Genomic DNA, 12,383 nt, shown 5'->3' with positions numbered 1-12,383 from the left:
TGAAATATGGATTTTTACAACATTTTGCTTAATGCTCACAAAGGCTTTGGTTACCTTGAGCTTCTTTTAGTGACATTATTTATTATTGCACTTTTAGCTACAATGTTTGGCTTTAGCGGTAAGGTGAACAACTTTTTAAAGAAAACCACTCTTTTCACAATGATCTTTTTTCACATTCAGTTTCTGGTGGGGATCATTATGCTGATCACCAATATCTCAAACGGAATGGATATGGGAGCGGTAATGAAGAATGCCGATTTAAGATTTCAATTTGTTGAGCATCCGTTTTCAATGTTGATTGCTGCAGTTTTAATGACTGTTATCAATAAAAAAGTAAAATCCAATGATACTATTTCCTTAGGAATTGTAATTATGGGATTGATTGCAGTGGGCTTATTTACATTTGCATTCCCTTGGGCAAGAGTTTTTGGAGCCTGAGTAGTGAATTATAAATGACCCATTTATAATTTTAAATGTTTTAATCTTTAAATTTTTAATTAATCAATGAAAGTAGCTGTAGTGGGTTCAACAGGAATGGTTGGACAGGTTATGCTTAAAGTTTTGGAGGAAAGGAACTTCCCTGTAACAGAATTAATTCCGGTAGCTTCGGAAAAATCTATCGGCAAGAAGGTGAAGTATAAACAGGATGAATATACCATTGTAAGCATTAAGGACGCTATAGCTGCCAAACCGGATATTGCGATTTTTTCAGCCGGAGGAGCCACTTCACTTGAGTTTGCACCGAAGTTTGCAGAAGCAGGTACTACCGTTATCGACAATTCCTCGGCCTGGAGAATGGACCCCGATAAAAAGCTGGTTGTACCCGAAATTAATGCTGATGTTTTAACGAAGGAGGATAAGATCATTGCCAATCCCAACTGTTCTACCATCCAGCTGGTAATGGTTCTGGGTCCTTTAAATAAAAGGTACGATTTAAAAAGAGTGATCGTTTCTACCTATCAGTCTGTAACCGGAACCGGAAAAGCCGCCGTAGATCAGCTGAATTATGAAATTCAAAGTTCGGCAAATGGCGAGCCGGTAGATAAGAATAATACCAGTACCAGAGTCTACCCTTATCAGATCTTCAAAAATGCCTTACCTCACTGCGATGTTTTCGGTGATGATGATTATACCAAAGAAGAGATCAAGCTGATGAAAGAGCCTAAGAAAATTTTAGGTGATGATACTTTCAATTTAACGGCAACGGCTGTAAGAGTGCCTGTTCAGGGAGGCCATTCGGAGAGTGTTAACATTGAATTTGAGAATGAGTTCGATCTGGATGAAGTAAGAAAAATACTTTCCGAAACCCCGGGAGTTATCGTCATGGATGATGTTAAAAACAACCAATACCCGATGCCTTTATATTCCGAGGGAAAAGATGAAGTCTTCGTAGGAAGGATAAGGCGGGATCTATCGCAGCCCAAAACGCTCAACCTCTGGATTGTTGCAGACAACCTGAGGAAAGGAGCAGCCACCAACGCGGTACAGATCGCAGAATATCTTGTAGCAAACAACTTAGTATAAACTAACAAAAAGAAAAAGAGTCTCGAACCGGGATTCTTTTTTTTATCAAACTATGGACCTTCATAAAAATATCAGTAAAAATAAAATAGGCTTCCAAAGAACAATTGCAGCTTTCGGAATCATTCTCTTCATCGGAAAAATCATTGCCTGGAAATACACCGGTTCCGATGCGGTATTTTCCGATGCCATGGAGAGTATCGTTAATGTGGTGAGTGCATTTATGGGCCTCTATTCATTACACCTTGCTGCCAAGCCTAAAGATGAAGACCATCCTTACGGCCATGGCAAGGTGGAATTTGTAACTTCGGGAATAGAAGGCGCATTGATCTCCATAGCAGGGATCATGATTATTTATGAAGGTATCAACAGCCTCATTACGGGCAAAATACTTAAAGCACTGGATCTGGGAATCTGGATCATTGCAGCCACGGCCGTGATCAATTATCTTTTGGGCTATATATCCGTAAAAAAAGGAGAGAAAGAAAATTCTCTGGTCCTTATCTCTTCAGGAAAGCATCTACAGTCTGATACCTTTACCACACTGGGCGTTGTCATAAGCCTTATAATTGTTTATTTCACTAAAATATACTGGCTGGATTCCGTTGTAGCCTTGATTTTCGGAGCTTACATTATTTTTGTCGGCTACAGGATCGTCCGCAAATCTTTACGCGGAATCATGGATGAACAGGACCCTGAGCTGCTGAAACAAATTGTTCAGGTACTTGAAAGTAACAGAAGAACAGAATGGATAGATGTACATAATATGAAGATACAGCAATTCGGCTCTTCCCTGCACATTGATGCCCATATTACGCTCCCCTGGTACTACAGCCTTCGTGATGCGCATAATGAAATGGAAAAGATGATAATTCTTTTGGCTAAAAATACCCGGCGCAGCGTTGAGTTCAATTTCCATATGGATGATTGTAAAAATATATCCTGCCCCATCTGCCAGATCAAAGACTGCCCGGTTCGGGAAAGGAATTTCGTAAAACGGGTACAATGGACGCCTGAAAATGTAACCGGTACCGACAAGCATACGGCCACAGAAAACAATAATTAATTTCTCTGCAATAATTGCTTGCGGTAATAAAACATCGGAATAATCAATAGCAGGATCAACGGCTGTATGACAAACCTCCGCATATAGAAAGAAAAAAGATATCCGATCTGAAACCGGTCATAGATACAATACAGGTAAATAGGAAAGGTAATCGCGAAGATCAAAACAATCAGAACGCCTCCCTGGATTGTCCACGTCCTGTTCCTAAATAAAAAATAAATAATCAGACACGAAAAAAGCAAGTTCAAAATAAACCTGAAAAAGTAGCTGATGACCAGGCTCCCCCACTCAAATGGAGGAAACGGAATATTCTTATTGGCTTCATGAAAATAATTAAGGAAAGGATCATAAAAAAGCCTGTCTTCTAATGCTCTTACCCCTATAAGACCTAAAACCCCGACTATTACCAAAAACCAATTAAGCATTCTCATTTTTTTAAAGCAAAATATTTGATCCAGATCAGCCAGAGAATGACCACACTCCCATAAATCACCGCCGGAAAAACAAAGTCATGAGCCGTTTTAATATATTCCTTGTGATCAAGCACCACAATATTAAGCCCGACGATCCGTAACACATTCATAATATACAGAATAACAAGACTGATGAGTACAAATACAAAGGTTTTAGCTCCTTTATAAAAAGCAAAGATGAATGAAATAAACAGTATTATTACAGAAACAGCATTGCACCCTTCCACCATCCTTGTAGTATATTCCGTTTTTACATAAAACCAGACCTGCTCGCCTTTTACATCATTGAACAGCTGGGTTGGGTATTTGAAATAATTCTGAACATGCCTCACATTCTCGGCAATCATTCTTGAATAAGGATCAAGTCCCTCCTTCTTAAAGTAATTCAGATAAAACTGATAAGCAAAAAGCAGCACTACATATATAATGATGAAGCGTAACAAAATGCCTAAAACCGGTTTAAAATCCTTTAGCATAATGCAAAGATAAAAATTAGACTGTAATTTAGTATATTTGTTTCCATATTATGGCTTCTGAAAACACAAAACGATTTTTTGAAAACTATCTTGGTAAAAAATCTTCTGAGTTCTTTCCATTGGCTCAAAGCGGTTCTGCCAGAATAAACTTCCGGGCAAAAGCCGATAATAGGGAATACATTGTCACCTATAATGAAAATATCCGGGAGAATGAAAGCTTTTTTTACTATTCAGAAATATTTTCCCGGCTGCATCTTAATACCCCTAAAATCATAGCCATTTCAGATGACAGAAAAATATACATACAGGAGTTTCTGGGAGAAGATACCCTCTCGGAGATCTTATCCCGCGAAGGCTTGTCCCAAAGAGTAAGATTTCTGGTAAAGCAGGTCCTCGAAAAGCTTTTTGAGCTACAGATCCGGACTATCAACCAGATAGATTTCACGAAAACATTTGAATATGAAATCTATGACGAGCTACCGGTAACCCACGACCTGTACTACTTCAAAAACTTTATCGCGGATGTCCTTGAGCTTGAATATCATAAATCCACTCTTCTCCGGGAATTTAAGGAAATAGCCCAACTCATTGAGAGCCTTGAACCCAAAGGATTAATGATCCGCGATTTCCAGGCAAGGAATATCATGGTGGACGAAAAGGACAATGTTTCATTCATCGATTATCAGTCTGCTACGAAAGGGTCACTGATGTATGACGTCATTTCTTTTCTTTTTCAGGCAAAAGCCAATTTTCCTGAAGACTTCAAAGATGAAATGCTCGAATTTTATATCCGGCAGTTTGAGGACGAAAAAAGACAGCTCCAGCTAAGAAACTCAGTGAAGCCTATTCAGCTGATGAGATTTCTTCAGGTTTTGGGTGCTTACGGCTTCCGTGGCCTTATTCAAAGAAAGCCTCACTTTATTTCAAGCATAGAACAGGGAACTCAAAACATTTCCCGGCTGGCACAATCCTGGAAAGGTATGGAAAATTATCCTGAGCTTGTAAAAGTAATCCGCCAGCTGTCTCTGGAAGAAACAAAATCAAAAATAGATACAATAATCACGAATCGTTAAATCTTTAAGATCTTATAATCAATATTTAAAAATAGAAATGTTACACATCGATATACATAGCTTTTCATACAAAAAAGGAGGAATACCCAGGGATGAATCAGGAAACGGCGGAGGATTTACTTTTGATTGCCGGGGAATTCTAAACCCGGGAAGAATTGAAGAGTATAAAAGCCTTACCGGGAATGACCCCGGCGTACAGGAATATCTGGAAACAAAAACTGAAATGCCTAAATTTCTTGAGCTCGTAAAAAGCATTATCTCCATCAATATAGACAATTATCTTGAAAGGGGTTTTGAAAACCTGCAGATCAATTTCGGGTGTACCGGAGGACAGCATAGGTCTGTTCATTGCGCGATAAAGATCGCGGAGTACATTAAAGAAAAATACCCTGAAGGAACGGAAATAAGCCTGCATCATGATGAGCAGCACCAGCTTAATCTTATCAATAACAACCGATAAATTATAAATGCTTAATTTACGTACCCAATTGTAAAAAGATGAAAGCCCTTATTTTTGCTGCGGGCAAAGGCACCCGTTTAAAACCTTTCACAGATTACCATCCTAAAGCATTGGCAAAAGTTAATGGTATCCCTCTTTTAGAAAGAAATATCCATTATCTTAAAAGTTTTGGGATAAATGATTTCGTGATCAATATCCATCATTTTGGAGAACAGATCATTGATTTTTTAAGGAAAAACAATAATTTCAACTGCAATATTGAGATTTCGGATGAAACGAAAGAATTGCTGGAGACCGGAGGTGGTTTGATTTTTGCTAGAAAGTACCTTGATCATGGAGAGGATTTCTTAATCATGAATGCTGATATACTCACCAATTTAAATATCACGGCTTTGGTGGATTATCACAAGAAGATAAAAGATTTTGCTACTTTAGCTGTCTCCGACAGGGAAAGTTCGAGAAAGCTGCTTTTCAATGACAATATGGTTTTGAGGGGTTGGCTGAATGTGCAGACCGGTGAGCAAAGGCTGGCAGAGTTCAATAAAGGATTTAAGCCCCTTGCCTTCAGTGGCATCCACTGCATCAATCCTGTTATCTTTAATAAAATAAAAAGAACAGGCAAATTTTCTGTTATGGAGGAATATCTGGATCTGATGCATACTGAGCATATACATGGCTTTGTACATGAGAACATTTTGATAGATGTAGGGAGGCCGGAATCTGTAGCTGAAGCCGAAAAACATTTTAAATAACTGGTAATGGAAATTGACGGAAGAGATGAAAGTCTGGTAAATCCGGAGCTTGATATTAATGAAACAAAACTACACAACAGTTTCAAACAAAAAACCTGGGACGAAACAATCACCAAAGACAGCTGGATGGTTTTTAAGGTAATGGCTGAATTTGTTGACGGATATGAAAAATTAGCTAAAATAGGCCCCTGTGTTTCTATTTTCGGTTCAGCAAGGCTGGCACCTGATAGCAAGTACTACCAGATAGCCGTAGATATTGCTGAAAAGATCACTAAAATCGGGTTCGGGATCATTACAGGAGGCGGTCCCGGCATAATGGAGGCCGGAAACAAAGGCGCCTTTAATGCCAAGGGGAAGTCTATCGGCCTGAATATAGATCTGCCCTTCGAACAACATTTTAACCCCTATATCAATAAATCTTATTCAATGAATTTCGATTACTTTTTTGTGCGGAAAGTAATGTTCGTAAAATACTCCCAGGGGTTTATCGTAATGCCCGGAGGCTTTGGTACATTGGATGAGTTCACAGAAGCTTTAACGCTGATACAAACCAAAAAAATCGGGAGATTCCCTATTGTGCTGGTAGGCTCAGAATTCTGGAGCGGTTTGCTGGATTGGTTCAAAGCCACCCTGTTAAAAGACAAAATGATTTCCGAAGGCGACCTGGACCTTTACCGCGTAGTGGATACAGCTGATGAAGCCGTAGCCCACATCAAAGCATTTTATGATAAGTATTCTGTAAATGTAAACTTTTAATTGGCATGTTATTTGTGACTTATTTTTAACAACATGATTGTAAATCTATTAATTAAGATGAAAAAAATTTTATATATATCGGGGATTTTAACATTTTTTGTGTTAATGAGTTTTATGTATGTAGACTTTTTCTCTTCAATGACAAAAGTGGACTATATTGACGGAAGCAAGACATTGAAGTTTACTACAAAAATGAATACAAGCCATATTTCAGATGCCATAAAAATAAATCCTAATACCGCAGGATTTGAAGCAGAAGTAAAAAAATATGTGAACAATAATTTTGATGTGTATGTAAACGGAGTGCCAAAAACCATAACCTTCACAGGAAGTCAGGTAAGCGGAGAAACAGTATGGGTATATTTTGAAACCAGCGGAGTTTCTGAAATCAATACTCTGAAAATTAAAAATACGATACTTTTAAGTTCTTTTCCTAAACAGATCAACTTAGTAAACATTGCTTACAAAGGAAATCAGAAAACCATGAATTTCCAGCGGGGAAAAGAAGTTAACGAAGTATCTTTTTAAACATTAAGGTTTAAATTATAGGAGCCATTGCAATGAATTGCGATGGTTTTTTATTTTTTATGAAACACCGGCCCGGATAGTTACGGTTACTTTTTAAGGTATTATTCAATCTCCGGCAGTACAGCCGAACTTCTTTTTATTTCTTTAGCAAAAAAGAAGGCGAACAAGACTGTTCACCTTCAATATGATATATAGCCTGTTTAATTGGCTTTTATTTTAAAATCATCTATTTCCCATGTGGCTGCCGCCGATGTGGTGGAAGTATATTTGAACGCAACTCTTATGGTTTTGCCTAAAAATGCATTCAGGCTTACATTTCCTGAGCCGGCCCAATCTCCATACGCTGCGCTATTTGTATCTAAAGTTGCCGGCAGCTGCACCCATGTTGTAGTGGCAGGATTTCCGGTATAATTATCCGTAGCATATACCTGTAATGCATTTCCTGCATATCTTACATCTGATGTAAAGTTCATAACAGCCTGCGATTTGCCTGCCAGGCTCACTTCTTTGGAAATGAGCCAGTCTTCATTGGCATTATTCCCTGAGGCATAGCCATTCATTACAGCATAATAATTAGATCCGTTTCCCTGATTTGAGGTTCCCCATACCTGGGTTCCCAATACGTTTACGGCAGTCCAGTTGGAGAGGCCTGATGAAAAATCATCACTGAAAATGGTTTCTAAAGAGACATACACGGTACCATCACATCTGGGATTATCCAGATCTATATCTGTAAGCTTTGTGATCCATAGCTGGTAAGTCCCGTTATATATACTCAATATTGCATAGACATCCCCTTTTCCTCCGTCTACTTCCAGTGAACCGGGTTTTATGGGAGTAGTACTGGTACCGAAATCTGCCAGCCCGTTTGTCCTTAAGATAATGGTATTTCCGGAGCAATCGTGCAATGTTCTGTTGGTTGTACTGGTTCCATCCGTATATGTCTTGCCAAGATCACTATCAATAAATTCCAAGTCCTTTATTTTGATCCACTTTCCCACATCGGCAACGGTAAGTTGTGAAATGGTTCTTTCCGTAGGAGTTACCGCTCTTGCCGGCTCATTACTGTCAAAAACACTTTTATAGATATCCGCTTCCTCAATACCTCCGAACTCGGTATTGTTGTTGTATAAGCCACCCAATCGGATCTCTCCGTTTACATTCCTTACATAAAGGTTTTTAAGCTTGATGTAGATATCCTTGCCAACCCTGAAACGGTTATCCTGGAACAGATCGGCTTTATTGATGTTAAACCTCAATCCTCCGGTGGCATCCTGAATGTATATGCATTTGAACAGATTTCCAGTTTCATCATTAGCCGTTACCTGAGCCTTCACATAATAATCCCCTGTAATCTGGGTCCAGTCTCCGCCGGTATACATTTGCTTTACTTCGGCAATGGTTTTCTGGGTAAGGCCGGCACTGCTGAACTGGCAAGGGTTGGCGGTAATGCCGTCTATACGGGGAAAATTATTCATCTCAAGATCGGTCACCTTATTGATGTACATTTGATAGGTAGAGTTGAATTTGCTGTAAATACCTACAAACTTACCGTTCCCCGCAGGCATGATCTGGTTTGCAAACGATGCATAGCCGCTGTTTCTTACCACCCTTGCCGTAGTGGTACTCGCATCTCTGATTTGCCTGTCTGCGGAGACACCGTTCGGAGCATAGTTCGTACATAATACCCTGCTGTCAAATTCAGCATTGTTGACCTGGATCAGACATCCCAGATATTGATCATTTGCGGAGACCATCTGGGCCAACGTCATTACTTTAGGCACTATCTTTTCCCTTACCGAGCAGGATCTGAAAATACGGGCAGGAACCAGTTTTTCAGGGATCCTGGCCACAGCATTGGGAAGTGTTGAGGCAGGATCCTTAACCCCGAGCTGAACAACATTTCCGTAGGTTCCCACTGCCAGGCCGGCCAGCTTGATATATATTTTCGAGCCTTGCGGATACTGGGTATAGGTGCTCACCATATCTACACTAAGCGTAAAGCCCTGTGTAGGATTCTCAGGTTTATCCTGAATATAGATGGTTTTATAGATGTTTCCTGTCTCGTCCGTTGAAGAAACATAACCTTCAATAATATCCGTGGAATTATCCGGAAAAACGTAAGTGGTATTGTTCGTGAACTTAGCTTTTACGTCAGCCAGAGTCATCGTTGCTGTAAGGTCAGCACATTGAAAATTCTTAAGATCCGGTTCATCATATTGATCATCATGTACACATCCCGTTATTATCAGGGAGGCCAGAACAATGAAAATACAGGTAAGAATGGAATTATATTTTTTCATAGTATTTTTTTAAAATCTTAAATAAACATTGGTGAAGAATGTTGTCCCTCTGTCATACCATAGTTTTGGTCCAAAGTACGGAATTGGCCGTTGAAAATCCTCGAGAGCCTCGGGAAAGTTCACATTCCTGCCCTGCTCAAATCCGCCTGTTACATAGTTCCTGTTATTAAGGATATTGTTTACCGAAATGCTGACCCCCATCCTGTACTTTCCTAAAAGAAATGATTTTCCTGCATTGGCATTCAGCATAAACTGGTCACCAAATTTCCTCTGTGCCGTAAGCTGCCGGATAAGCTCAGGGGTTACTCCAGGATAGGGATCTCCCGTACCAGGATTGGTATACATGTACGGGGTTTTGTTCAATGCTGAAAAGTCAAGGTACTGATCCATCAGATAATTAGCCGAGGCGCCTATCCACCAGTACTTCGGTGAATTATACTTTAATCCTAAGGAGAAGGCTTTTTGAGGGGTTCCGGCAACTTTATACCCTTTAATATTGGCCTGTCCCCATTGATCAGTACCTCTGAATTCATTAAGATCATCAAAGGTGGAAACATCAGGATTGTTGGTATATTCATACTCACCGACACTTGCGGCACCTATAGCATTCAAAGTAGAAGTGATCTTAAGGTCAAAACCTAATTCCACACCTGCATATCTTTTATTCACACCCGTCATCGCCTCATTGACTAATGTACTGAAAGACCCCACTGTACCGTCATTCACATCCGCATAATATCTTGCGATCTCAGTAGAATTGTTAATGGTAGTATAGTATCCCGTAAGCCTGAGCTTCAAAATCTGGCCCCTCAGGATATAACTTAATTCATTGGAATTGATCATTTGGTTTTTTACTCCGGGAGTGACAAAGTCTACAACTCTCGGGTTGATATAAATCTCATTCAGGGTAGGTGCCAGACTAAAGTAGGCTCCGTTGTAAACGATAAAGTTTTTACCGTTGATTTTATATGTGACCCTTGCCTTTATTCCGGCATCCAGAGCATCATAAATTGCACTTTTCCCTTTGGAATTGTTCCGGAACCGGTAACTTCTGTAATCCCCTTCCCTGTAAGCTTCGGAATAGGAGGAGAAAATGGAAGCCATCACATTCCATTTTGTAAAATCTATTTCAGATGAAATGTTTAAGGAGTACTGATTTCTAGTCAGCTCATAAGAGTACTGCGTTCTGTCTCCTTTCCTTACCTCTGCATTGGGGTCATCAATATTGTACCTTACATCATTGTCAAAAGCATTCAGGTTATAAGCAAAATTAGCCCCAAGTAAATCTTTGATTCTTCTGAAATTATCCGATTTTAAATTTTGATAATTGAAGTTGATATTCAATTTCCAGTTGTCCTCCAGCCTGGTGTCGAAATGGGAAGCGAAATTAAAGGTTTTATCCTTATTTACATCTTCCACCACAGTATACACCGCTCCTCTGTCTTTACCGTTCATATCCTTAAGATTCAGGTAATTGGCATTATAAAGAGAAGCCCAGTCAATCTGCGCATTTTGTCTGAATTCATCTTCTGTATAGATCCCGTAGCTTGGCAACTTTCTGTAATAGGTGGGGTTCGGATCAGGTGCATGAAACCAGTCTAATCTGCTTCTTGCATCGCTTCCGAACTGATAAGATATTGTATTGATCCAGTTTGAGTTTTTTCCTATCTTCAGATAATCGGTCAGCATGAATATAGGCTCAAACACTTTTCTGATTCTTGAATTTCTTTTTTCACCATCCTGCCATCCCCAGTACGAATTATAATTTTTACCCATGATATCATAAACCTCCTGGGTATTCGGAGAATTAGAAGCCCTGTATGTAGGAGATCCGAAACCGGTCAGGTTGATGGAATGCCTGTCACTGAACTTCTTTTCAATAGAGCCAAAATAGGCATAAGCATCCTGATAAACCCCGTCAATAATCGCCCGGTCTCCCCATCTTCGGCTCCCCGAAAAGGTAAATGCCCATCCGTCTTTGGTAAGACCGGAAGAATAGGTTGCCAAAGCCCTCTGCATATAGCTCCTGTTGGTGAAAGAATAAGCTAATGAGGTCTGTTTCCTATAAAAAGAAGCTCTTGTATTATAATACATCACTCCTCCCAAATTACCGAAAGTGTATTCTGAAGGAGTAATATTATCTACATTTTCATAAGGATACCGCGTTACATCATTCAGTCCACCCCAGTTACTGAAATCTATCTTCCCGTCATCATTCTTAGACATGGACACCCCGTTGAAAACCACATCCTCATATCTGTTGTCTACACCTCTGGGCCTGAACCAGTAAGCTCCCAGCTCAAACGCGGATACATTCTGAAAAGCATCTCTTCCTGAGCTTAAAAGCCCTACCGTAGGCTGCATGGCAGAGCCTCCGTCTTCAGTGTCATTGGCAGAGTCATCAATTACTACCACTCCTGCATCTGTCCCCAGATTGTAATTGAGTGTAATAACACCCAAATCTTTTCTCTTCTCGTCAGCAGTTACATCAAACTCTACAATTTTTGATTCATAATTCGGTTTGGAAACAGTAATAAGATAATGGCCGGGCATTAAGTCTACAAACTGGAAGTACCCGATTTTATCCGCGGTGAGGTCATCGCTGGATTCCGCCAGATCTACTTCTGCTCTCTCCAGGGGCTTACCGTCCTGATCTTTTACATAGGCGAAAACAGTGGTTTGCGCAAAGTAATATGACGCAGGCAATAATGTAAACAAGGAGATTAGGGATAGTTTTTTCATCATAATAATTATTTTTTTGTCCCTTCCTTATTCAGGGATAATAAATTTAGAATTATTTTTATTATATCGTGTGTTTTTAAGCCCTTATTCTATTAATTTTCTTAACAAGCGCTATTTATTGCAAAAAAAGCTCCCATTTAACATCAATAGTAGAAAGCCACATATTAAGGTTAATTAACTTCATTCTGATATAAAATTAGTAATTTTATTTCCTTAATTTTCCGAAATATACT

General features: G+C 39.5%; 12 protein-coding genes. 8 read left to right on the top strand and 4 right to left on the bottom strand.

The features are described 5' to 3' along the window. Positions 1–6 precede the first annotated feature (6 nt). The 3 genes from ABMQ40_RS09190 (at position 7) to ABMQ40_RS09180 (ending at position 2,587) form a co-directional block, all read left to right on the top strand. A complete protein-coding gene (locus ABMQ40_RS09190; RefSeq protein WP_370898807.1) occupies positions 7–438 on the top strand; it encodes a hypothetical protein in 432 nt (143 codons plus the stop codon). A gap of 66 nt (positions 439–504) precedes the next feature. After that, entirely contained in the window at positions 505–1,524 is a 1,020-nt protein-coding gene (locus ABMQ40_RS09185; protein WP_370898805.1) for an aspartate-semialdehyde dehydrogenase, read from the top strand. 52 nt (positions 1,525–1,576) lie between these two features. After that, a complete protein-coding gene (locus tag ABMQ40_RS09180; RefSeq protein WP_370898803.1) occupies positions 1,577–2,587 on the top strand; it encodes a cation diffusion facilitator family transporter in 1,011 nt (336 codons plus the stop codon). On the opposite strand, the gene ABMQ40_RS09175 is transcribed toward ABMQ40_RS09180, so the two are convergent. Next, a complete protein-coding gene (locus ABMQ40_RS09175; protein ID WP_442340154.1) occupies positions 2,584–3,018 on the bottom strand; it encodes an exosortase F system-associated membrane protein in 435 nt (144 codons plus the stop codon). The genes ABMQ40_RS09180 and ABMQ40_RS09175 overlap by 4 nt on opposite strands. Next, on the bottom strand, positions 3,015–3,536 hold the full coding sequence (gene xrtF, locus ABMQ40_RS09170; protein ID WP_370898799.1) for an exosortase family protein XrtF: 522 nt from the start codon (positions 3,534–3,536) through the stop codon (positions 3,015–3,017). Before xrtF ends, ABMQ40_RS09175 begins: the two co-directional genes overlap by 4 nt. A 50-nt stretch (positions 3,537–3,586) precedes the next feature. On the opposite strand from xrtF, the gene ABMQ40_RS09165 reads away from it, so the two are divergent. From ABMQ40_RS09165 to ABMQ40_RS09145, 5 genes are read left to right on the top strand one after another with little or no spacing between them, the layout of a single operon-like run. Next, on the top strand, positions 3,587–4,609 hold the full coding sequence (locus tag ABMQ40_RS09165; protein ID WP_370898797.1) for an aminoglycoside phosphotransferase family protein: 1,023 nt from the start codon (positions 3,587–3,589) through the stop codon (positions 4,607–4,609). A gap of 37 nt (positions 4,610–4,646) precedes the next feature. Continuing rightward, the gene (locus ABMQ40_RS09160; protein ID WP_370898795.1) at positions 4,647–5,069 is read left to right on the top strand and encodes a RapZ C-terminal domain-containing protein; all 423 of its coding nucleotides are present in this window, start codon (positions 4,647–4,649) and stop codon (positions 5,067–5,069) included. Positions 5,070–5,107: 38 nt separating this feature from the next. Beyond that, a complete protein-coding gene (locus ABMQ40_RS09155) occupies positions 5,108–5,821 on the top strand; it encodes a nucleotidyltransferase family protein (protein WP_370898793.1) in 714 nt (237 codons plus the stop codon). 6 nt (positions 5,822–5,827) lie between these two features. Then, positions 5,828–6,577 (top strand): LOG family protein, encoded by a 750-nt coding sequence (locus ABMQ40_RS09150; RefSeq protein WP_370898791.1) that lies wholly within the window; start codon positions 5,828–5,830, stop codon positions 6,575–6,577. Between the two features lie 57 nt (positions 6,578–6,634). Beyond that, positions 6,635–7,105 (top strand): DUF6702 family protein, encoded by a 471-nt coding sequence (locus ABMQ40_RS09145; RefSeq protein WP_370898789.1) that lies wholly within the window; start codon positions 6,635–6,637, stop codon positions 7,103–7,105. Positions 7,106–7,305: 200 nt separating this feature from the next. On the opposite strand, the gene ABMQ40_RS09140 is transcribed toward ABMQ40_RS09145, so the two are convergent. Both ABMQ40_RS09140 and ABMQ40_RS09135 read right to left on the bottom strand, forming a co-directional pair. Beyond that, entirely contained in the window at positions 7,306–9,408 is a 2,103-nt protein-coding gene (locus tag ABMQ40_RS09140; protein WP_370898787.1) for a DUF5689 domain-containing protein, read from the bottom strand. A gap of 9 nt (positions 9,409–9,417) precedes the next feature. Beyond that, the gene (locus tag ABMQ40_RS09135; RefSeq protein WP_370898785.1) at positions 9,418–12,153 is read right to left on the bottom strand and encodes a carboxypeptidase regulatory-like domain-containing protein; all 2,736 of its coding nucleotides are present in this window, start codon (positions 12,151–12,153) and stop codon (positions 9,418–9,420) included. Positions 12,154–12,383 lie beyond the last annotated feature (230 nt).

Source organism: Chryseobacterium gossypii, from assembly GCF_041361455.1.
Lineage (GTDB): Bacteria > Bacteroidota > Bacteroidia > Flavobacteriales > Weeksellaceae > Chryseobacterium > Chryseobacterium gossypii.
This window is presented reverse-complemented; position numbering and strand designations above follow the sequence as displayed.